Source organism: Amycolatopsis sp. NPDC054798 (genome assembly GCF_053611505.1).
The window spans coordinates 31087-51504 of sequence record NZ_JBSHAM010000001.1 but is presented as its reverse complement, the minus strand read 5'-3'; the positions used below and the strand labels follow the sequence as shown (position 1 = coordinate 51504).

Below are 20418 nucleotides of genomic sequence, written 5' to 3'. Positions count from 1 at the left end.
GATCACCACGAACTGTCCGACTGATTCCCGACAATGCGTCGGACCAAGTCGAGAAAGTCGGCCCGTTCCGTCTCGTCGAAGTCTGGCTCTGACTGCACGCGTCTCTCGAGCTGAGTCAGCCAGCCTGAGGGGAGGCGGCCGCGATCCGCAACGAACTGGCTCAGTACCAGAAGCCGGAAATGATGCCGCGTCCTCTCGTCGACCGGGGCGAAGCCGTGCATCGCGATCAGCAAGCACGTCTCGGCCGCATCGGCGAGGCGTTCGGACGGGGCCCCGGAAGTCGAGCACAACCACAGGGAGAGCAACGCCTGCGCGGCCGACACCGGACCACGCTGCTGGAAATCGTGGAACGTGGTGATCGCGAGGCCGAGGTGGCCAAGTAACGGTTCCAATGAGTGGAGATAGGTATCTTCGTTGACCGCGCACAGGAAAGCGGCTTCGGTGCGCATCGTGCCTGGATCCTTGTGCACCCAGCTGAAGCGTCCGCCTCTACGATATGGCGATTCCGGTGAGAAGCCGTAGGCCCAGAAGGGATCCGGTGATCGCGGTGCACCGCCGCCGAGCGAGAAGCGCACTTGCCGATCCGTCCTGCTCCACTCACGGGTCACGGTTACCGAATGCACAAGGTTGAGCCATCCCTCAACGGGTAACTGCGACTGCCACAGCCGGGCGATCTTAATCCACTCGTCGACCGGCACCCCGACAGGGAACAATTGGTCGGTCGTCACTTCTCCCAGGACGATGACGGCGAGGAGGAATAAGTTCGCAGAGTAGGCCGAGTACCGTGCCGGCGCTGACGTATGCGCAGGGCAGTAACCCTCGATTGACGTTCGCCGCGGAGTCAGACTTTCGTGGAAGAGCCGCAGTACCAATACAGCAAGGCGTTCGCGGGTTGAGGCTGTCTGCTGTTTAACAAGCGAATCGATGAGCGCGATGGTGTGCGGTTGCGTCGTCAACGGCACGAAGGAGAGCACGGCGTGACAGAAGACGTCGTCGACCAGCTCCGTGAGCTCACTGACAACCAGTCTCGCGATTAAATACTCACCAAACGTGCCATGCAAGAACTCGATCGTCCTCAGTACCGCTTTCCCACGTACAGCCTGCGCAATATGGACGAAGTAGAAGCGTCCCACCGTGATTTGGGCAGTGGACAGCGCCGCTGGTTCGTGCTCCCGAGTAGCCCCTGGAGCGTTTACGAGTGCCCGAAGGTCGGTATCGAGGTCTGACTCGGCCACCCACAATTGCTGCCGGTTGAACATCGCGAACGCGACGACCGACAAGACCCTCAGCTCGCGGTCGATGGCGGTACCGACCTGCTCTTCGGTGAGTTCCGTCCCCGATTTGAGCACCTCACGCCGAGCGAATGCGACTAGCAGGCGCTCGTACAACTCCGCCTCGTCCAGATGCGCGCTCTCATGCTGCAAGGGGTTGCCCTCGGCGTCGTAAAGAGCCAGGAGAAGCAACAGTAGTGGTTGAGCAGTCAAATCACGGTGCGCCAGCGCGATCTCGACCGGCAGAGGTCGCAATCCGCGCGCGGCGAGAGAGGTCCTGTTCTTGTCCTGCCACACAGCGAGCCAACGGCTGATCTGCGCGTCATCGAATGGTTCAAGTAATACGGTGACCATACCGTCGACAAGACGAGCGCGGTGCGCCATCGCCATTCTGGTGGTCACCAGAACCACTACTGGGCGATCCTGATTCATCTCACGTTGCTGGAAGTCCGCCACCTTCTCCAGATAGCTCGACTGACTCACGCCAGTTGCCTGCAGCAACTCGTCGAACCCATCGACGAGTATTACCGGAATGGCGTATCCGATTGTTCTGGCAAGTTGTGACCAGCTCAAGTTCTCACCGGTCGCTGCGCGAACCGCTTCCTCGATGTGTGTTTGCAGATCCGCGTCGGCGTCGAGTTCGCGCAGCGCGACGCGGATAGCGAGAAAGTCGGTGGGCGGTAGCCGGGCGGCTAAGATCTGGGTGAGTATTGACTTGCCGGTTCCGGGTTGTCCCATCACCAGCAGGGGCGTCTCAGTCGCGACGGGGCTGGTCAGGTAGCCGACAAGGAAGCGCTGGAGGTCCGACTGCCGGCGCTGTTGATCCCACCAGCTCCTGTTGGTGATCTCTTCGGCAGGAACGTCGGCTCCCAGACGGAAGTCGGGGTTGATATAGGACTCCTCGACCAAGGGAACCGATACCCCGCCGGGCACGTCTCGCGAGGACAGGACGGGGCGGCGCAACGTCGCTTGGTAAGACTTTGCCAGCCGAGTTCGTACCTCGTCGGCTGGACCGCCCGCGGCGATGCTGGTCAGAGTGTTCGCGAGGCCGTTGAGTGCGATCTGCAGCTCGCGGATTTGGGTACGAGTCGCTTGGTGGTCGACGAGGTTGGCCCAAAACGCGACTTCGGGGAACTCCGTCGCCAACCGGTGGAACATCTCCTCGTACCCGCGTAAGGCGTGTTGCGTTACCGAGGTTCTGACGATCTCCGCAGTGGTGTTCCTGATCGCGCTGGGAAGCTGCGTCCAAGCGGCGAGCCCGGAGAAAAACCGCATCACCGCTTGTCCCAGGTTATCGTAGAAGCGGCTCAGCTCGGCGATGGTGTTTTCGTACGGCTGCTGCGGTTTGGGAATCGGTATCGGCGATCGCAGCAACGCGGTGGCGAGGTCCTTTTCCGGATGGGTGCTGGTGGCGACCGCGACCTGTTCCTGCGCAGTCATCTCCAGTTCGTCGAGGTCGAACGGAAGGGCGACCTCACGCATTGCTTCGAAGTACGCCGCGATCACGAGCACTGAGTTGGCAGCTACCAGAAGCTCAGTCCTCTTGGCACGTTTCGCGCGCCGAAGTCGACCAGCGACGGACCGCACCAGATCCTGACTCAGCTTGAAAAACTCGGCCTTCGCACCGAACAGACTACGGGGAAGGGCGACACCCGTCGCGGACGTCAGCAGCAGCACGCTGCCGGACAATCGATCCAGCGCGACTACGATGGGATTCTGTGGACCGTTGCCGAGCAGTACGGCGGCGTCGGCATAGCTCAGACCTTTTGCCACATCCGCCTCCGCGCGATCGCTTACAGTCATGTGGGTAGCTGAGCGAAAATGTTCCGCAGAGCCAGGCTACTACTGTGCGTGAAGCGTTCGGCAGATGTTTCGCTGGTTAGGCAACCCGACCAAGCATGTGTGCTGGCGCTTGGCCTCTCAGGGGAACCGCAAGATTCGTAGCCACGAGCGAGGTCGCATGCTGGATCGAACAGCCTCGTTTGCTTGGAAAACCGATCGGTTTCACCAGCCGCGTTCGCGCCACTCCGCGAGCTTCGGCCGCTCAGCACCCAGCGTGGAATCGCCGCCATGCCCTGGGTAGAACCACGTCTCGTCCGGCAGCTCGCCGAAGATCTTCTCCTCCACGTCCTTGAGCAACGACGCGAACCGGACCGGATCCTTCTCCGTGTTTCCGATCCCGCCCGGGAAGAGCGAATCCCCGGTGAAGAGATGCGGAATGCCTTCCGGGTCGCGGTAAACGAGCGCGATGCTGCCGGGCGAATGGCCGACGAGGTGCCGAGCCGTCAGCTCGACCTCGCCGACGCGGATGGTGTCGCCGTCGTCCACCGGGACGTCGATGCGGGCCTTGATGCCGTCGATGTCGTCACGGCCGGCGTAGGTTCGGGCACCGGTCGCCTCGGCGACTTCCTCCAGTGCGATCCAGTGGTCCCAGTGCTGGTGCGTCGTCACGATCGACGCCAGTCCGCCGTCACCGATCAGGGCGAGCAGGGTCTGCGGGTCGGCTGCCGCGTCGATCAGCAGTTGTTCGCCGGTCGCGCGGCAGCGCAGCAGGTACGCGTTGTTGTCGATCGTGCCGACGGAGACTTTCGAGATGGTCAGGCCGCTGGTCTCCCGCACGTCAGCGGGGCCGCCGGTGGTCACCACTCCGGTGTAGGTCAATGGGGTTCCTCCCTCGTTCCGTCTCCAGCCAACCGGCGCGAGGGGGAGCGGTCAACACCTACGGAGTCCCGTCCGGCCACACGCACGGCGACGTGCTGGTGAGGAACAACCCGCCCTGCGAGTTCGCCTGGAGCGTCATCCGGAAACCGTCCGAATTGTTCTCGACCCAGAGGTATTCATTCGGCGGGTTGTTGTCGAGCACGCGGAAGTTGTGGCTCTGCCACCAGGCGCGAAGAGCGTCGAAGTACCGGGGAAACTTGTCTTTCGCCAGTCCCTCGACCCGATAGCCCCGGCTGGCTAAGACGCGATTCTTGGCGCCGTTGTCGCTGGGATCGCTGCAGTCCCCTCGCTGCTCCGAGGAAAACAGCGAGTACCGAGCCTCGGCGGGCAGCGCGAGGCGGGCCTGCATCGAATAATCCTCGACCTGCCGGTTGGCCTGGTCCGCGGTGATCGTGGGCTCCGCTCCGCTGCCACATCCGGAAACAAGCAGAAAGGCCGCCCCGACCACGAGTCGAGACGGCCTCCCCACGACCAAAACCCCGTCAGCCCAGCTTCTTGCCCGCCGAGCCCAGCGCCTGCGACGCCTCGACCACGCGGGCCGCCATCCCGGCCTCGGCGGCCTTCAGGTAGCTGCGCGGGTCGTAGACCTTCTTGTTGCCGACCTCGCCGTCGATCTTCAGGACGCCGTCGTAGTTCTTGAAGAAGTGGTCCGCGATCGGGCGGGTGAACGCGTACTGCGTGTCGGTGTCCACGTTCATCTTCACCACGCCATACGACACCGCCTCGCGGATTTCCTCCGGGAGGGAGCCCGAGCCGCCGTGGAAGACCAGTTCGAACGGCTTCGAGCCGGCCGCGAGGCCCAGCTTCTCGGACACGACTTCCTGGCCGCGCTTGAGCACGTCCGGGCGCAGCTTCACGTTGCCCGGCTTGTACACGCCGTGCACGTTGCCGAACGTCGCCGCCAGCAGGTAGCGGCCCTTCTCGCCGGCGCCGAGCGCGTCGACCGTCTTCACGAAGTCGCCTTCGGCGGTGTACAGCTTCTCGTTGATGTCGTGGGCGACACCGTCTTCCTCGCCGCCGACGACGCCGATTTCGACCTCGAGGATGATCTTCGCGGCCGCGGCCTTGGCGAGCAGTTCCTGCGCGATCTGCAGGTTCTCGTCCAGGTCGATCGCCGAACCGTCCCACATGTGGGACTGGAACAGCGGCAGCCCGCCGCCGCGGACGCGTTCGGCGGAGATCTCGATCAGCGGGCGGACGAAGCCGTCCAGCTTGTCCTTCGGGCAGTGGTCGGTGTGCAGGGCGACGTTGACGTCGTACTTCGCCGCCACCACCTGAGCGAACTCGGCCAGCGCGGTCGCGCCGACAACCATGTCCTTCACCTTCTGCCCGGACGCGAACTCCGCGCCGCCGGTGGAGAACTGGATGATCCCGTCGCTCTCCGCCTCGGCGAACCCGCGGATCGCGGCGTTCACGGTTTCCGACGAGGTGACGTTGATGGCCGGGAAGGCGAATTCGTCCTTCTTCGCCCGGTCGAGCATCTCCGCGTACACCTCGGGGGTGGCGATGGGCATCGGTTCCTCCTCGAGACGACTGGCTTCTACAGCGGCATCGTACGAGGTGGACCGGCCGGGCCGACCGGTCCTACCTCACACGAGACGAAACCGACTGGAGCGATTCAGAGAAGCTCCGCCGCGATTGCCCGGTAGGCAGGGAAGGGATCCTCGTCCAGCGACTGCACGCTGACGTGGTCGGCCCCCGCGTCGAGGTGCGCCTTCAGGCCCTCGGCCAGCGCTTTTCCGTCGCCGTGGACGGCGAGCGCGTCGATCAGGCGGGCGCTGCCGCCGTCGGCCAGGTCGTCTTCGGAGAAGCCGTGCTTGCGCAGGTTCGCCGTGTAGTTGGACAGGCCGAGGTAGAACTGCACGGTCTGGCGGCCGGTCGCGCGCGCCCGCTCCGGATCGGTGTCGAAGACGACCTTCTGCTCGGGTGCGAGCACCGCCGCCGAGCCGAGGATCTCCCGTGCGGCCCGGGTGTGCTCCGGCGTGGTCAGGTACGGGTGCGCGGCCGCGGTGCGGTCGCGAGCGAGTTCGAGCACCTTCGGGCCGAGCGCGGCCAGTGCGCGCGACTCCTTGGGCACCCCGGCCGCGTCGAGCGCGTCCAGGTATTCGACCAGCGCCGCGTACGGCTTCTTGTACTCCTGCGTGTGCTCGCGGTGGCCCGCGCCGACGCCGAGCAGGAACCGTCCCGGGTGCTTGCCCTCGATGCGGTGGAACGCCTGTGCGACGCCCTCGGGCGCGTCGGCCCAGATGTTGACGATCCCGGTGGCGACCTTGATCCGCTCGGTCGCGGCCAGCAGTTCGTCGACGATCGCCAGGTCGCCGCCGGGCGAACCGCCGAGCCAGATCGTGCCGTAGCCCAGTTTCTCCACCTCGGCGGCGAACGCGCTGTCCACCTGAGCCGACATCCGCCACACGCCGAGCTTGCCCAATTCGATAGCCATGCCCCGCCCAACGCACGAGAACCCGGTTTTCCTCCCGACCCGGCCGGATTAGGTTCGAAAGCATGACCAAGCTCGGCTCCACGGAACTGGACATCCACGGCCTCAACCTCGGCTGCAACGTCTTCGGCCACACAGCGGACGAACCCACGTCATTCGCTGTTCTCGACGCGTACACCGCGGCCGGGGGAAACTTCCTCGACACTGCTAACACCTATGGCGGCGGGGGCGGTTCCGAAACGATCATCGGCAACTGGCTCGCCAGCCGCGGCCGCCGCGACGACATCGTCGTCGCCACCAAGGTCGGCGCGGGAGACCAGCGGCCGGGACTCGCCGCGAAGAACATCGCCGAGGCGGCCGAGGAATCGTTGCGCCGCCTGCGAACCGACCACATCGACCTGTACTACGCGCACAAGGACGATCCCGACACCCCGCTGGAAGAAACCCTCGCGGCGTTCGACCAGCTCGTGCGCGCGGGCAAGGTCCGCTACATCGCGGCGTCCAATTACGAGCCGGACCGGCTCGCCTCCGCGCTGTCCATTTCGGACGAAAACAACCTCGCGCGATACGTTGCCCTGCAACCGCATTACAACCTTGTCGAGCGGGACTACGAGCGAGAGCTGGCCCCGCTCGTCGCCCGCGAGAACCTGGTGACGCTGCCGTATTTCGGCCTGGCAAAGGGATTCCTCACCGGCAAGTACCGCTCGAAGGACCAGCCGGGCGATTCCCCGCGCGCTCCGCGGGCGCTGGAATACCTCGACGCCCGGGGCGAACGAGTGCTCGCCGCGCTGGACGAGGTGGCCGCCGCGCATCAGGCTTCGGTCGCCAGTGTCGCGCTCGCGTGGCTCCGCCAGCAGCCGACCGTCGCCGCGCCGATCGCCAGTGCGCGCACCCCTGAACAGCTCGTCGACCTGCTCGCGTCAGTGGAGCTGAATCTGACCGACGCCGAACTCACCGCTTTGGGCGAAGCGTCGAACTGATACTTACCGAGGAGTAGCTTACTGCGGGTAGGTTGTTGTACGGTGCCCTCCGGACAGGCGAAAACCGGCTCAGGAGGGCACCGTGGCTCAGGAGAAGCAGGTCGACGGCAAGGTCGTGCTCATCACCGGAGCCGCTCGCGGGATCGGAGCCGGCCTGGCCGAGCGGCTCGCCGCGCGCGGAGCCAAGGTCGCGCTCGTCGGGCTCGAAGCCGGCGAACAGGAAGCGGTCGCCAAGCGGATCGGGCCGAACGCGAAGTCCTGGGAAGCCGACGTCACCAGCTGGGACGACCTCGAACGGGTCACCGCGGGCGTGGTCGAGCACTTCGGCGGCATCGACATCGTCATCGCCAACGCGGGCATCGCGACCGCCGGGTTCGTGCGCTCGGTGGACCGCGCCGCGTTCGAGCGGGTGATCGAGGTCGATCTGCTCGGCGTGTGGCGCACGTTCCGCGTCACGATGCCGCACGTGATCGAACGTCGCGGCTACCTGCTCGGCATCTCCTCGCTCGCCGCGATCACGCACGCGCCCGGCATGGCGAATTACGCCGCCGCGAAGGCGGGCGTCGAAGCGTTCTGCAACAGCCTGCGCGCGGAGGTCGCGCACCTCGGCGTGAAGGTCGGCGTCGCGCACCCGACCTGGATCCGCACCGACCTGGTCGAAAGCGCCGACGCGCATCCGGTGTTCGGCAAGCTGCGCACCGGGATGCCGGGTCTGCTCGGCAAGACCTACCCGCTGGACGTCGCGCTCGACGACTTGGAGGCCGGTATTCTGCGCCGCGCCAGGACGATCCACGTGCCGCGCTGGGTCGGTGGGCTGAAGCTGCTGCGCTCGTTCCTGCCGCCGATCGTCGAATTCGGTGCGCGCAGCCGGGTTCCGGCAGCCGACCGGGCAGCACTGAAGGATGTCGAGGAACGCGGCGCGTTCGAGTCGTCGGTCAACGGTCACGGCGGTCGTGCCGCCACGAAACGCAACTGAGGAGCGCCATGTCCCGTCGCGACCAGATCCGGATGACACCGGACGAGGTGCAGGCCTATCTCGCCGAGCAGAAGATCATCAACGTGGCCTCGATCGGACCGAACGGCAGGCCGCACCTCACCGCACTCTGGTACTACCCGCACGAGGGCGGGGTCGCGACGTGGACGTACGGCACTTCGCAGAAGGCGAAGAACCTGCGACGGCTCCCCGAGGTGACCGTGCTGATCGAAAGCGGCGATTCGTACGACCAGCTGCGCGGGCTTTCGTTCGAGGCGGACGTCGAGTTCGTCGAGGAGACCGAGCAGGTCACGGCGATGGGAACCGCGCTGATGATGCGCTACTCCGGAGCCGAGCCGGGCGCTCCGGTGCCGGACGAACTGCGGACCTTCATCGAACACCAGGCCCCGAAGCGGGTCGGGCTGATCCTGCGTCCGACGAAGATCACCAGCTGGGACCACTCGAAACTCGGCGGCACCTACTAGGGGACGAGGGCGACAAAGCTCAGTCCTGAAGTACGTTCCGCAAGGTCGAGAGCGCTCTCCGGGTCGTCCAGCCCCACCTTCAGCAGCTCCACGGCGGAGAGGTCCAGTACGCCCGAGCGGATCAGGTTCCACACCGTCCGCACCGTGTCGTCGTCGCTCATCCAGGAGCCGCGCAGGGTGAGCCTGCGGTGCATGAAGTCGCTGTACGGAATGGTCAGGTCCTGGCGGACGCCGCCGACGAGCACCAGGGTTCCGCGCACGCGCAGGCTGTCGTAGGCAGCCATCGTCGCGTCCGCGGCCGGCGTGGCGCCGAGTGCGTCAAGGGCCACGTCGATCGGGCCGATCGCCGCCGCGTCCGTCGCGCGATCGCCGGTCAGCTGGTGGGTGCGCACGCGCGGGCTGAGGTCGGACAGCCGGTCCAGCGCGACCTTGTTGCGTCCGACCGCCGTCACCGTCGCAGCGCCTTCCGCCAGCGCCAGCAGCACCGCAGCGCCGCCCATCTGACCGGTCGCGCCGATCACCGCGACGTCGCGTCCGGCCAGCGGGCCCGCGGAGTGCAATCCCGCGGCGGCAACACAAAGCCACGGCAGAAACGCCAGCCGCGCTGGGTCCGGGTAATTCTCGGCTCCGGGCAGTTTGACCATCGTTTCCTTGGCGCACAACGCTTTCTCCGCGAAGACACCGTCCCGCCACACCTCGCGCATACGGTCCGTGCGCTCGCTCGCGCCGGAACCGCCGAGACCGACCCAACCGACCAGGATTTCGTCACCGTCGCCCGCGTTGAGCAGCGCGGTGTCCAGCACGATGTCGCCCGGGGTCACGTGGAAAACGTCCGGCGCTACGTCGGTCACGCGTCCGATGCACGAAGGGCCAAGGATCAGCGGGGTCAGCAGGCCGCCGCGGCCGCCCGTCACCACCGCCTTCGTGTAAGCCGGGAGGTGCGCGGCGAGCACCTCCACGACTACGCCGCCGCCCTGCGGAACGGGTTCCGGCACCTCGGAAAGCCGCAGGTCTTCGTCTTGTGAAGGCACAGTCCAAGCTCGCATGAACCAAGCCTCACGCGCCGTTAAGCTGGCATCCAGAATCGCTTTATTCTGGTACTGGAGGTTCTAGGGTGAGCGTCGAACTGGGCACGTTCCTGCGCAGCCGCCGCGAGCGGATCGCCCCGGCCGACGCTGGCCTGCCGGTCACCGGACGCCGCCGCACGCCCGGGCTGCGCCGCGAGGAGCTGGCCTTGCTGGCCGGGATCAGCGCCACCTGGCTCACCTATCTGGAGCAGGGCCGCGACGTCCGCCCCTCCGACCAGGTGCTCGACGCCCTGGCCCGGGCCTTGCGGCTGACCAGCGCCGAGCAGGAACACCTGCACCGCCTCGCCGACGGCGGCGCGTCTCCCGAAGACGCCCCAGAAGAAGCCGCACCCGAGGTCGCGGGCGTCCCGGCGATGCTGGGCGACAACCCCGCGTACGTCACCGGCATCTGTTACGACCTGCTCGCGTACAACGACGCCGCGGCGGAGCTGTTCCGGAACATCGGACCGGGAGCCAACGTCGTGCGCTGGATGTTCACCGAGCCCGCCGCTCGCGAAGTCCTGGTCGATTGGGAGCAGGAGGCGCGCAACATCCTGGCCCGGCTGCGCGCGATCGCCGGAAGGCATCCCGACCACCCGCGAGTGACCCGTCTGGTGGCCGAGCTGACCGAGGCGAGCCCCGAGGTCCGCGAGTGGTGGCCGCATTACGAAATCCAGTTCAGCCACGCAGGTCACAAGCGTTTTCGACACCCGAAGCTTGGCGTGGTCACCGCGACGCACGCCGCGTTCCACGTCGCCGAACGGCCGGAGCAGACGCTGGTGGTCTACCGGCTGCCGAGTGATACTGACGAGTAGGAAGTACTTTCGAGTAACTGTTACCTGAGGTAACATCAACGCTGCCAGACCCCCAGCGCAGCGGAGGCCGACAAGATGACCGAGCGGTTCAAGGTCGTGATCGTGGGCACCGGGTTTTCCGGGCTCGGCCAGGCGATCCAGCTCGAAAAAGCGGGCATCCGGGACTACGTGATCCTGGAGAAAGCCGACGAGGTCGGCGGCACCTGGCGGGACAACTCGTACCCGGGCTGCGCGTGCGACGTGCAGTCGCACATGTACTCGTTCTCCTACGCGCAGAACCCGGACTGGAGCCGGTCGTTCTCGCCGCAGCCGGAGATCTTCGACTACCTCAAGGGCGTGGCCGACAAATACCGGCTGCGGGACAGGATCCGGTTCGGCGTCGAGATCACCGGCGCGCACTGGGACGAGAGCGAACGCCGCTGGACGGTGGAAACCAAGGGCGGCACCGAGTTTTCCGCGCAGTTCCTCGTCGCCGGCGTCGGCGGACTGCACATCCCGCAGATCCCGAAACTGCCGGGGATCTCCAAATTCAAGGGCCAGACCTGGCATTCGGCGCAGTGGAACCACGAGTACGACCTGGCGGGCAAGCGGGTCGCGGTGATCGGCACCGGCGCGAGCGCGGTGCAGTTCGTGCCGAAGATCGCGCCAGAGGTCGGCGAATTGACGCTGTTCCAGCGCACGCCGCCGTGGATCATGCCGAAGCCGGACCACGCGATGCCGGGCTGGGCGAGGCAGTTGTTCAAGCGCGTGCCGGGTACGCAGCGGCTGTACCGCAACGCGTTGTACTGGATGCTCGAATCCCGCGCGATCGGGTTCAACGGGCATCCGAAACTCATGCAGGCCGCCGAAATTCTCGCGCGCAGGCACATCGCGAAGGGCATCAAAGACCCCGCGCTGCGCCGGAAAGTCACGCCCGACTACACGATGGGCTGCAAACGCGTCCTGCTGTCGAATGACTATTTCCCGGCGCTGGACCGGCCGAACGTGGACGTCGTGACCGACGGGGTCGCCGAGGTCCGCGCGCACAGCATCGTCGACACCGCCGGGGTCGAGCACGAGGTCGACGCGATCATCTACGGCACCGGCTTCAAGGTGACCGACGCGCTGGAATACCTCGACATCACCGGCGTCGGCGGCCGCGATCTCGCGAAAACCTGGGCCACCGAAGGAATCCAGACGCACAAGGGCATCACCGTGTCCGGCTTCCCGAACCTGTTCTTCCTCCTCGGCCCGAACACCGCGCTCGGGCACAACTCCGTGGTGTTCATGATCGAATCGCAGTCCCGCTACGTGGTCGACGCGATCCGGCTGGCCGATTCCCGCGGCGCGGCGGCGCTGGACGTGCGGCCGTCGGTGCAGGACGAATTCCAGGAGCAGATCCAGGAAAAACTCGTCAAGGGCGTGTGGACCCAAGGCGGCTGCAAGAGCTGGTACCTCGACGCGAAGGGCGTCAACCGGACGATCTGGCCGGGCTTCACGTGGCGGTACTGGCTGGAGACGCGGCGCGTCGAGCCGAGCGACTACGAGCTGAGCGGCCGGTCATGAGCACCGACCACGAGCAGATCGTGCTCCACGCGCGCGACGTGGAGTTCGACTGGTCGAAACTGCCGATGCACTGGATTCCCGGGCAGCCGCAGGCCACGCACAGCATCAACGTGCTGCATCTGGCGCTGCCCGAGGGCGAACGCTGGTTCGTCGAGGTGTTCAAGCAGGCCGTCCCGCTGATCCGCGACGAGCGGCTCAAGGAGGACGTGCTCGGCTTCATCGGCCAGGAGGCGATGCACGCGCAGGCGCACGACGGCGCGGCTGAGCACCTGGAGTCCGCCGGGGTTTCCGTGCGCCCGTACATCGCGCAGATGGAGTGGATGTTCCGGCGGCTTCTCGGCGACCGGCCCGGATCGAGCCGGGAATGGCTGATCGAACGGCTCGCGCTGGTCGCGGCGATCGAGCACTACACCGCGTTTCTCGGCCAGTGGATTCTCGACGCGAAGGAACTCGACGCGGCCGGTGCCGACGAGACGATGCTGGATCTCCTTCGCTGGCACGGTGCTGAGGAGGTCGAGCACCGGTCGGTGGCGTACGACCTGTTCTGCCACCTCGACGGCCGGTACGGCAGGCGAGTGCGTTCGATGCTCGTGGTGACGCCGGTGCTGGCGTGGATTTTCCTGCGCGGGACCCGATTTCTGATGAAGAACGACCCGACACGCCCCGGCCGCACCAGTTGGCGGTCCTACCGGCGCGCCGCCCGGCAGGGCCTCCTGCCTGGCCCGCGCGAGCTGCTGCGCGAGATCCGGCCGTACTTCCGGAAGTCCTATCACCCCACCGAAACCGGCAACACCGACCAGGCGGTGGCGTACCTGGCGAGTTCGCCCGCGGCCAAGGCCGCCGACGCTCCGCGATGACCGCACCGCAGTTCCCGCCGAGACTCGACGGCAGCGGGCGGCGCGACCGGCTGATGTCCACTTTGGTCGCGGTCGGCGCGGCTTACCGGCGGCTGGCGGAGATTTCCGGCCGACGACGTCCGCCAGTACAGGAAGTCGACCGTCGGCTGCCGTTGGTTGTCGACGCCGTGCGCACCGAGGCCGACGGCGTGGTGAGCCTGCGTCTCGTACATCCTGACTCGACGCCGTTGCCCGCGTGGCGTCCCGGCGCGCACATCGACCTGATATTGCCTTCGGGAGCGGTGCGGCAGTACTCGCTGTGCGGTTCGCCTTCCGACCTTTCGCACTATCGGATCGCCGTGCGGCGCATCGGTTCCGCGTCCGCTGAGGTGCACGCGCTCACCGCCGGGACTCGCGTCACGGTGCGCGGGCCGCGCAACGCTTTCCCGTTCGTCGCCGCGCCCGCGTACCACTTCGTGGCGGGCGGAATCGGGATCACGCCGATCCTGCCGATGGTGCACCGCGCGGAGGCGAGCGGCGCGGACTGGCGGCTGGTCTACACCGGCCGCGACCGGGAGTCGATGCCGTTCCTCGACGAACTCCCCGCCGAACGGGTGCGGATCCGGCCGGACAAGGAGTTCGGCATCCCGGCGTCCGGCGCGGAACTGCTGGAGGAAATGCCCGGCGGCGCTTCGGTGTACTGCTGCGGCCCGGTGCCGATGATCACCGGGGTCCGCGTCGACCTGGCCCGCACGGACGCCGCCGCGGTCTACTTTGAACGGTTCGCGCCGCCGCCGATCGTGGACGGCGAACCGTTCCGCGTGGTCCTGCGCCGCAGCGGACGCACCCTCGACGTGCCTGCTGACCGCTCCACGCTCGACGTGGTGCGCGAGGTGCTGCCCGACGTGCCGTACTCGTGCCGCCAGGGCTTCTGCGGCACCTGCGAGGTGGCGGCCGAAGACGGCGGGCGCGTGCGGATCTGCGTCGATCGCGGGCCCGCCGTCCTGGAGCTTTAGCCCTGCTCGGGGACCCAGTCGCCGAGCACCGGCTTGAATTCGCGGACGGTGCGCTCGGCCACGACGCCCTCGAGCGCGTACGGGTCGTTGTCGATCAGCTTGGCCAGCTCCGTCTCGTCCTCGGCCTGCCACAGCACCAGGCCGCCGGTGTTGTCGGCGAGCGGCCCGGCCACCGCGACCCGGCCGGCCGCGACGTGCTCTTTCAGGTAGTCCCGGTGCCGCGGCCGGACGTCGGCCAGCTTCTCCTGGACGTAGCGGATTTCGACGAGGTACCAGGCCATGCGCTTACTCCCGGGGTGAGCACGACAGTGACGCCGCAGACGCTACCGGTCACCGCCCGGCGGACGCACCATGCGAGCGGTGGCAGCGAAAGGCCAACCCGATAGGCTAGGCGCGGGCGGAACCTGTGTGCACGCTGTGCCTATCGCGCACCAACGGGCCTGCTGAGCGGACACGTCGAGGACAGGCGGGGATACATGCTGGAGGGGAACGCGGAACGCAGCGTCGAGGCGACCCTCGGCCACCTGCGGACCATGGACGGACCGGTCCCGGCGCAGCCGCCGGCCGCCCCGTTGAACCTGGAAGACCTCTACCGGCAGCACCGGATGCGGCTCGTACGGCTCGCCATCCTGCTGGTCGACGAACCGGCCACGGCCGAGGACGTCGTGCAGGAGGCGTTCACCGGGCTGCACCGCAACTGGGGCAGGCTGCGCGACGCCGCGGCGGCGGTCGGCTACCTGCGCACCGCGGTGGTCAACGGATCGCGCAGCGTGCTGCGGCGGCGCAAGACCGCCCGCGAGTACGTGCCCCCGCACGCGGTGAACGCCCGGTCCGCGGAAAGCCTCGCGATGCTCTCCAGCGAGCACCAGGCCGTGGTCAACGCTCTGTCGAAGCTTCCGCCGCGCCAGCGCGAGGTGCTCGTGCTGCGCTACTACGGCGGGCTGAGCGAAGCGGAGATTTCGGAAGCGGCGGGCATTTCGAAGGGCACCGTGAAGTCAACCGCCAGCCGGGCGCTGGAGGCGTTGCAGAAGGCAATGCAGCCGCCCCAGTGACCTGGGCGGACCAATCTCGCGCTGGTCGGCCCTCTCTGGTCCAGACCAATATATGCTGGAGCGCGTGAAGCACCCCGGAGACTTCGTCATCACGGGCGGCCGCGTCGTGGCCCCGGACCGCGTACTCGACGACGGCTGGCTCGCCGTGTCCGGCGGACAGATCGCCGCGGTAGGCACCGGCACGCCCCCGAGCAGCCCGGATACCGCGACGGTGGACGTCGCCGGGGCACTGGTCGTGCCCGGTTTCATCGACACCCATTGCCACGGTGGCGGCGGCGGCTCGTTCTCGACCCTCGACCCGGACGAGATCCGCACCGCCGTGCGCGCCCACCGGCGGCACGGCACCACAACCATGCTCGCGAGCCTGGTCTCCGACCCGATCGACCTGCTCACCGAGCAGATCGCGGCCCTGCGCGAACTCGTGCAGGAGGGCGACCTCGCGGGCATCCACCTGGAGGGCCCGTTCATTTCGCGCGCCCGCTGCGGGGCACACGATCCGGACACTCTGCGTGAACCGGACACCGGCACGGTCGAGAAGCTGCTGCGCGCCGGGCACGGCGCGATCCGGATGGTCACGCTCGCCCCGGAGCTGAACGGCGGCGTCAAGGCGGTCCGGCAGCTCGCCGAATCGGGCGTGATCGCCGCGATCGGCCACACCGACGGGGTCGCTGACCAGCTGGTCCCGGCCATCGACGCCGGTGCGACGGTCGCCACCCACCTGTTCAACGGGATGCGCCCGCTGCACCACCGCGAGCCGGGCCCGGTCGGCGTGCTCCTGGACGACGAGCGCGTGACCGTCGAGCTGATCTGCGACCTGGTCCACCTGCACCCGACGATCGTGCGGCTGGCCGCGCAGCACGCCGGCCGCGGCCGGACGGTGCTGATCACCGACGCCATGTCGGCCACCGACGCCGCGGACGGCCGCTACACCCTCGGCAGGCTGGAGGTCGACGTCCACGACGGCGTCGCCACCTTGGACAACGGTTCCCTGGCCGGGAGCACGTTGACCATGGACAACGCCTTCCGCAACCTGGTGAAGGGCGCCAAACTCGACGTACTGGACGCCGTCCGGGCGACGTCGGCGCGACCGGCCGAGCTGCTCGGCATCGCCGACCGCACCGGCGCACTGCGTCCCGGCCTCGCCGCGGACGCTGTGATCCTGGACGACGACCTGCGTCCGTCCCGGGTCCTGCACCGGGGCGAATGGGTGGCCGAGGCGGGCCGGGCTACCTTGAGTACGTGACGAGCTAGCACTTCGACAGGCGGACGGAGCGGATGAGCGAGCCGAAAGACCCGGAACGGTTACTGGCCGACGCGCTGCGTGCACAAGCCGTCTTCGCTCCGCACGTCGTGGCGAACCCGGTCGAGGAGGAAGCCGGTTCCGACGCCGGCTCCAAGACCGGTTCGCAAGGCGCGGTCCAGCCCGGCGCTTCCGGCTCGGGCTCGTTCAGCGCGGCCGGCGGTCCCGGCATCTCCGGAACCGGCTCGTTCGGTGCCGCTCCGGCTTCCGGTACCGCGTCCGGTGCCGCCTCCGGCTCGGCTTCGTTCAGCGCCCCGGCCGAGGCTGGCGCGCCGTCGCAGACCGGCCCGACCACCGAACTCCCGCCCAACTACGGCCTGCTGTCCGGGGCCGGCGCCGACTCGCTCGCCCGCGAGCGCGCCGCCCTCGACGCGGCTGACCACACCTCGCCCGGGACCACCGGCTCGATCCCGCCGGTCGGGGCCAACGACGCGACCGTCCGCCGTCCCGCGCAGGCACCGCAAAGCGGCCCGCTGCCCGCGCACTGGGTCCTGCTGCTGGCGGTGCTGCTGGGCTTGGCCGCGGGGTCGGTCATCGGCCTGCTCACGCTGATCTGAGCCGCTGTTCTCACCCGCGACCCACCCGCATTCGGCCGCGTTCCGCCCGGACTTGCCCGGACGGCCACTCCGGCAGGGCACTCCCGGGCCGAGTTCTTAACCCCGATCCCACACCGATGACCTGCGATTCCTTGCCCGATGAGGCCACACTGAGTCACCCTGTACCGTTTTCGGTGTGATTCTCGCCCAGAACACAGTGACCACCATGTCCCTGCTGCCGTCGTGGCTGGACCCGCAGCATCTGCTGAACGGGCTGACGGCGCCAGTGATCGCCGTGCTGTGCTTGATCATCTTCATCGAGAGCAGCATCTTCCCGGTCCTGCCCGGCGACTCGCTGCTCTTCACCGCTGGCCTGTTCATCGCGAACGGCACGCTGCAGGCTCCGCTGTGGCTGGTGTGCGTGCTGGTCACGATCGCCGCGCTGGTGGGCAACGTCGCCGGGTACTACCTCGGTTACTTCGTCGGGCCGAAGCTGTTCAGCAGGCCGGATTCGAAGTTCTTCAAGCAGGAGTACGTCGACAAGACGCATTCCTTCCTGGAGAAGCACGGCCCGAAGGCCGTCGTGCTGGCCCGGTTCGTGCCGTTCGTGCGGACGTTCATCACCTGGATCGCGGGCATCGGCCGGATGGACCCGAAGCGCTACTTCACCTACACGGTCATCGGCGGCATCCTGTGGGCCGCAGGCATCACCGTACTGGGGTCGCTGCTGGGCAACATCGGCTTCATCCGGGACAACGTCGACGCGATCTTCGTCCTCATCGTGCTGGTGTCGGTGGTGCCGATCGCCATCGAGTACCTGAAGAGCCGCCGCGAGAAGAAGGCCCGGCCGGCCGACAACTCGGCCGACGTCACGCAGCAGATCCCGCGCGTGCGCGACTGATTCCTGGTTCTACGACGAAGCGGCGTCCGGGTTTTCCGGACGCCGCTTCGTCGCGTCAGGGGTCAGTCGGTCATCGAGAACATCGAGCCGGGGTTGAAGAGGTTTTCCGGGTCGAGGGCCTGTTTGATCTGCCGGTGCACGCGGATCCCGACCGGGCCGATCTCGCGGGCGAGCCATTCGCGTTTGATCTTGCCGACGCCGTGCTCGCCGGTGACCGTGCCGCCGAGAGACAGGCCGACCTCGAGGATCTCGTCGAACGCCTGCTGGGCGCGCGCGAACTCGTCCTCGGAATCGGGGGCGTACACGATGGTCGGGTGCATGTTCCCGTCCCCGGCGTGACCGACGACGGCGATTGTGAGCCCGACTTTTTCGCTGATCCGTTCGCAGCCGCGGATCAGTTCGGCGATCCGGGTGCGGGGCACGCTGACGTCGTCGGTGAGCCACACGCCGTAGGTTTCCAGCGCGGTCAGCACGACGCGGCGGGCCTGCAGCAGCATCTTGCCCTCTTCGAGGTCGTCCGTGGCGTAGACGAGGTCCGCACCGCAGTCGGTGCAGATCTGTTCGAGCAGCGCCAGCTCGCGCCGAGCCGCCTCGCCGCCCGCGTCCGACTGGCCGAGAAGCAAGGCCTGGCAATCGGATCCCGCGCCGAGGTCGGTGTTGAGGTAGGTCTCGGACGCCTTGATCGACGCCGCGTCCATGATCTCCAGCAGCGACGGCACCAACCCCTCGCGCACCGCCCGCGCGACCGCCTCGCCGGCGGCCTCGGTGGTGTTGAACCCGGCGACGAAAGTGGCCGGGGCCTGCGGAAGCGGCCGCAGCGAGACGGTCGCCTGGGTGATGACGCCGAGCGTGCCCTCGCTGCCGATGAACAGCTTGGTGAGGTCGTATCCGGCGACACCCTTCACCGTGCGGCGGCCGGTTTTCAGCAGCGATCCGTCGGCGAGCACGACCTCGAGGCCGAGCACCGAATCGGTGGTCACGCCGTATTTCACGCAGCAGAGACCGCCGGCGTTGGTGGAGAGGTTGCCGCCGATCGTGCACCAGTCGTAGCTGGACGGGTCGGGCGGATAGAACAGGCCGTATTTCTCGACGGCGGACCGGAAGTCGAGGTTGACGACGCCCGGCTGCACGACGGCGAGCCGGTTGCCCGCGTCCACCTCGACGATTTCGTTCAGTTTCATGAGCGAAAGCACGACACAGCCGTCGATCGCGTTGGCCGCGCCGGAAAGCCCGCTGCCCGCCCCGCGCGGCACGATGGGGACTCTCGCTTCGGCACAGGCCCGGACGGTCGCCTGCACTCCCTCGGTATCCGCCGGAAGCACTACCGCCAACGGTTTTCCCGAGGGAGCGAGCGGCATCATGTCGCGCGCGTAGGCGTCGGTGACGTCAGCGTCGGTGAGCACCGCGGCCGGGCCGAGGTCGTCCCGAAGCCGCTGGAGGAGGGCGTCGTTGCTCATCTCCGCATGGTAAACCGGAATCTCCGCAGTGCGGAATATTAATTCCGATATTAGCTGGTCCGCTGGGCGCGCAGGACGGTGTCGCGCGTATGCGCCGTTCCCGGCGGGGCCGGAGCCACCCGAGGCCGGCTCTCGTTGACGAGGACAGTCCATTCCTCGCCGAGGGCCCGCGCGATGTCGTCGGGCTGGCAGTAACCGGCGTGCTCCGGCGACAGATCCCGCGGATCGTGGCTGGCGAACAGAAAGGTCCCGCCGGGCGCGACCGCGTCGAGCAGTTTCCGCACTACGCGGTCGTCTCGGCGGAGCGGGAAATACTGGACGCTGACGAGGTCGAACGCCCTCGCCGGAACCGGACTGGAAGCCAGATCCGAACACACCCACGCGATCCCGGCGTTGGCGGCAGCCGCCCGCTGCAACGCGGTCCGCGAGATGTCGAGCGCCGTCACCTGCCAGCCGCGCGCAGCCAGCCACCGCGCGTCCGCGCCTTCCCCGCACCCGACGTCCAACGCCTGCCCTGGCGGCAACCCCTCGACCTCGGTGACGAGCACCCCGTTGGGTTCGCCGCTGAACACCTGCTCACGGCTGCGGTAGAGGTCTTCCCAGAACTGCGCGTCCTGCGTTGCTTCGGAGTCTCCGGATGGAGCCATTGTCGTTACCACCTCCGCCGTTCACGATTCCGCTGACCGCGCCGGACGGCAAGGTTCTTTGCTGGAACCGCAAACGGCTTCTGGTGTTTTCGGCGCCCAGGCGAGCGCTTGCTGGGTGCGGGCGCTGGCTCGGCGTCGGTGGAGAGCCGCCCGACGGGAAGCATTTTCCTTGCCTGGCAACCGGAATCCTCCACCCCGCAAGTGCCGGGGAGCGTGGAAATCTCGATGGCACCGCCACCGCCGCCCGGTCCCGTCCGGCACCGGGCTCGCCGAGCGGGACCTCGTCCGGCACCGGGCTCGCCGAGCGGGACCTCGTCCGGCACCGGGCTCGCCGAGCGGGACCTCGTCCGGCACCGGGCTCGCCGAGCGGGACCTCGAC

General features: G+C 67.6%; 20 protein-coding genes. 11 read left to right on the top strand and 9 right to left on the bottom strand.

What is annotated here, in order from left to right; all coding sequences use genetic code 11:
- Positions 1–2 precede the first annotated feature (2 nt).
- The 5 genes from ACWGIC_RS00250 to ACWGIC_RS00230 all read right to left on the bottom strand — a co-directional run bounded on the left by ACWGIC_RS00250 (position 3) and on the right by ACWGIC_RS00230 (position 6432).
- Complete coding sequence (locus tag ACWGIC_RS00250) at positions 3–3074, bottom strand: NACHT domain-containing protein (RefSeq protein WP_452073690.1); 3072 nt, start codon at positions 3072–3074, stop codon at positions 3–5.
- Between the two features lie 201 nt (positions 3075–3275).
- Positions 3276–3932, bottom strand: a complete 657-nt coding sequence (locus ACWGIC_RS00245) for an MBL fold metallo-hydrolase (RefSeq protein ID WP_452073689.1) — start codon at positions 3930–3932, stop codon at positions 3276–3278.
- 58 nt (positions 3933–3990) lie between these two features.
- Positions 3991–4461 carry a hypothetical protein gene (locus ACWGIC_RS00240; RefSeq protein ID WP_452073688.1) on the bottom strand — a complete coding sequence of 157 codons (471 nt, stop codon included), beginning with the start codon at positions 4459–4461 and terminating at the stop codon, positions 3991–3993.
- Positions 4462–4474: 13 nt separating this feature from the next.
- Positions 4475–5506 carry a class II fructose-bisphosphate aldolase gene (gene fbaA / locus ACWGIC_RS00235; RefSeq protein ID WP_452073687.1) on the bottom strand — a complete coding sequence of 344 codons (1032 nt, stop codon included), beginning with the start codon at positions 5504–5506 and terminating at the stop codon, positions 4475–4477.
- A gap of 104 nt (positions 5507–5610) precedes the next feature.
- A complete protein-coding gene (locus ACWGIC_RS00230) occupies positions 5611–6432 on the bottom strand; it encodes an LLM class F420-dependent oxidoreductase (RefSeq protein WP_452073686.1) in 822 nt (273 codons plus the stop codon).
- Between the two features lie 62 nt (positions 6433–6494).
- On the opposite strand from ACWGIC_RS00230, the gene ACWGIC_RS00225 reads away from it, so the two are divergent.
- From ACWGIC_RS00225 to ACWGIC_RS00215, 3 genes are all read left to right on the top strand, one after another.
- Entirely contained in the window at positions 6495–7409 is a 915-nt protein-coding gene (locus ACWGIC_RS00225) for an aldo/keto reductase (RefSeq protein WP_452073685.1), read from the top strand.
- An 82-nt stretch (positions 7410–7491) separates the two neighbouring features.
- Positions 7492–8385, top strand: coding sequence for an SDR family oxidoreductase (locus ACWGIC_RS00220; protein WP_452073684.1), 894 nt, complete (start codon positions 7492–7494; stop codon positions 8383–8385).
- An 8-nt stretch (positions 8386–8393) separates the two neighbouring features.
- On the top strand, positions 8394–8867 hold the full coding sequence (locus tag ACWGIC_RS00215; protein WP_452073683.1) for a pyridoxamine 5'-phosphate oxidase family protein: 474 nt from the start codon (positions 8394–8396) through the stop codon (positions 8865–8867).
- Here the strand turns inward: ACWGIC_RS00215 and ACWGIC_RS00210 are convergent.
- Positions 8864–9913: a zinc-binding dehydrogenase gene (locus ACWGIC_RS00210; RefSeq protein WP_452073682.1), complete on the bottom strand. Its 1050-nt coding sequence runs from the start codon at positions 9911–9913 to the stop codon at positions 8864–8866. The genes ACWGIC_RS00215 and ACWGIC_RS00210 overlap by 4 nt on opposite strands.
- A gap of 68 nt (positions 9914–9981) precedes the next feature.
- Here ACWGIC_RS00210 and ACWGIC_RS00205 point away from each other — a divergent pair, with 68 nt between their 5' ends.
- The 4 genes from ACWGIC_RS00205 to ACWGIC_RS00190 all read left to right on the top strand — a co-directional run bounded on the left by ACWGIC_RS00205 (position 9982) and on the right by ACWGIC_RS00190 (position 14146).
- Complete coding sequence (locus ACWGIC_RS00205) at positions 9982–10749, top strand: helix-turn-helix transcriptional regulator (protein ID WP_452073681.1); 768 nt, start codon at positions 9982–9984, stop codon at positions 10747–10749.
- 75 nt (positions 10750–10824) lie between these two features.
- Positions 10825–12294 carry a flavin-containing monooxygenase gene (locus tag ACWGIC_RS00200; protein WP_452073680.1) on the top strand — a complete coding sequence of 490 codons (1470 nt, stop codon included), beginning with the start codon at positions 10825–10827 and terminating at the stop codon, positions 12292–12294.
- A complete protein-coding gene (locus ACWGIC_RS00195) occupies positions 12291–13151 on the top strand; it encodes a metal-dependent hydrolase (protein ID WP_452073679.1) in 861 nt (286 codons plus the stop codon). The genes ACWGIC_RS00200 and ACWGIC_RS00195 overlap by 4 nt, the downstream gene beginning before the upstream one ends.
- On the top strand, positions 13148–14146 hold the full coding sequence (locus ACWGIC_RS00190; protein ID WP_452073678.1) for a PDR/VanB family oxidoreductase: 999 nt from the start codon (positions 13148–13150) through the stop codon (positions 14144–14146). The genes ACWGIC_RS00195 and ACWGIC_RS00190 overlap by 4 nt, the downstream gene beginning before the upstream one ends.
- Here ACWGIC_RS00190 and ACWGIC_RS00185 read toward each other — a convergent pair.
- Positions 14143–14427, bottom strand: a complete 285-nt coding sequence (locus ACWGIC_RS00185) for a YciI family protein (protein ID WP_452073677.1) — start codon at positions 14425–14427, stop codon at positions 14143–14145. The genes ACWGIC_RS00190 and ACWGIC_RS00185 overlap by 4 nt on opposite strands.
- A 195-nt stretch (positions 14428–14622) precedes the next feature.
- On the opposite strand from ACWGIC_RS00185, the gene ACWGIC_RS00180 reads away from it, so the two are divergent.
- The 4 genes from ACWGIC_RS00180 to ACWGIC_RS00165 all read left to right on the top strand — a co-directional run bounded on the left by ACWGIC_RS00180 (position 14623) and on the right by ACWGIC_RS00165 (position 17935).
- Positions 14623–15198 (top strand): SigE family RNA polymerase sigma factor, encoded by a 576-nt coding sequence (locus ACWGIC_RS00180; RefSeq protein ID WP_378303647.1) that lies wholly within the window; start codon positions 14623–14625, stop codon positions 15196–15198.
- Between the two features lie 52 nt (positions 15199–15250).
- Positions 15251–16441 carry an N-acetylglucosamine-6-phosphate deacetylase gene (gene nagA, locus ACWGIC_RS00175; RefSeq protein WP_452073676.1) on the top strand — a complete coding sequence of 397 codons (1191 nt, stop codon included), beginning with the start codon at positions 15251–15253 and terminating at the stop codon, positions 16439–16441.
- A 32-nt stretch (positions 16442–16473) separates the two neighbouring features.
- On the top strand, positions 16474–17055 hold the full coding sequence (locus ACWGIC_RS00170; protein ID WP_452073675.1) for a hypothetical protein: 582 nt from the start codon (positions 16474–16476) through the stop codon (positions 17053–17055).
- A 175-nt stretch (positions 17056–17230) separates the two neighbouring features.
- Positions 17231–17935 (top strand): DedA family protein, encoded by a 705-nt coding sequence (locus tag ACWGIC_RS00165; RefSeq protein WP_452073674.1) that lies wholly within the window; start codon positions 17231–17233, stop codon positions 17933–17935.
- A gap of 62 nt (positions 17936–17997) precedes the next feature.
- Here ACWGIC_RS00165 and ACWGIC_RS00160 read toward each other — a convergent pair whose 3' ends face one another.
- Complete coding sequence (locus tag ACWGIC_RS00160; protein ID WP_452073673.1) at positions 17998–19392, bottom strand: FAD-binding oxidoreductase; 1395 nt, start codon at positions 19390–19392, stop codon at positions 17998–18000.
- Between the two features lie 50 nt (positions 19393–19442).
- The gene (locus ACWGIC_RS00155) at positions 19443–20039 is read right to left on the bottom strand and encodes a class I SAM-dependent methyltransferase (RefSeq protein WP_452073672.1); all 597 of its coding nucleotides are present in this window, start codon (positions 20037–20039) and stop codon (positions 19443–19445) included.
- Positions 20040–20418: the final 379 nt, after the last annotated feature.

Coding starts and splice junctions, on each gene's coding strand:
- ACWGIC_RS00250 (WP_452073690.1), bottom strand. CDS start 3,074: ATGACTGTAAGCGATCGCGCGGAGGCGGATGTGGCAAAAGGTCTGAGC.
- fbaA (WP_452073687.1), bottom strand. CDS start 5,506: ATGCCCATCGCCACCCCCGAGGTGTACGCGGAGATGCTCGACCGGGCG.
- ACWGIC_RS00230 (WP_452073686.1), bottom strand. CDS start 6,432: ATGGCTATCGAATTGGGCAAGCTCGGCGTGTGGCGGATGTCGGCTCAG.
- ACWGIC_RS00225 (WP_452073685.1), top strand. CDS start 6,495: ATGACCAAGCTCGGCTCCACGGAACTGGACATCCACGGCCTCAACCTC.
- ACWGIC_RS00215 (WP_452073683.1), top strand. CDS start 8,394: ATGTCCCGTCGCGACCAGATCCGGATGACACCGGACGAGGTGCAGGCC.
- ACWGIC_RS00210 (WP_452073682.1), bottom strand. CDS start 9,913: ATGCGAGCTTGGACTGTGCCTTCACAAGACGAAGACCTGCGGCTTTCC.
- ACWGIC_RS00200 (WP_452073680.1), top strand. CDS start 10,825: ATGACCGAGCGGTTCAAGGTCGTGATCGTGGGCACCGGGTTTTCCGGG.
- ACWGIC_RS00195 (WP_452073679.1), top strand. CDS start 12,291: ATGAGCACCGACCACGAGCAGATCGTGCTCCACGCGCGCGACGTGGAG.
- ACWGIC_RS00190 (WP_452073678.1), top strand. CDS start 13,148: ATGACCGCACCGCAGTTCCCGCCGAGACTCGACGGCAGCGGGCGGCGC.
- ACWGIC_RS00185 (WP_452073677.1), bottom strand. CDS start 14,427: ATGGCCTGGTACCTCGTCGAAATCCGCTACGTCCAGGAGAAGCTGGCC.
- ACWGIC_RS00180 (WP_378303647.1), top strand. CDS start 14,623: ATGCTGGAGGGGAACGCGGAACGCAGCGTCGAGGCGACCCTCGGCCAC.
- nagA (WP_452073676.1), top strand. CDS start 15,251: ATGCTGGAGCGCGTGAAGCACCCCGGAGACTTCGTCATCACGGGCGGC.
- ACWGIC_RS00170 (WP_452073675.1), top strand. CDS start 16,474: ATGAGCGAGCCGAAAGACCCGGAACGGTTACTGGCCGACGCGCTGCGT.
- ACWGIC_RS00160 (WP_452073673.1), bottom strand. CDS start 19,392: ATGAGCAACGACGCCCTCCTCCAGCGGCTTCGGGACGACCTCGGCCCG.
- ACWGIC_RS00155 (WP_452073672.1), bottom strand. CDS start 20,039: ATGGCTCCATCCGGAGACTCCGAAGCAACGCAGGACGCGCAGTTCTGG.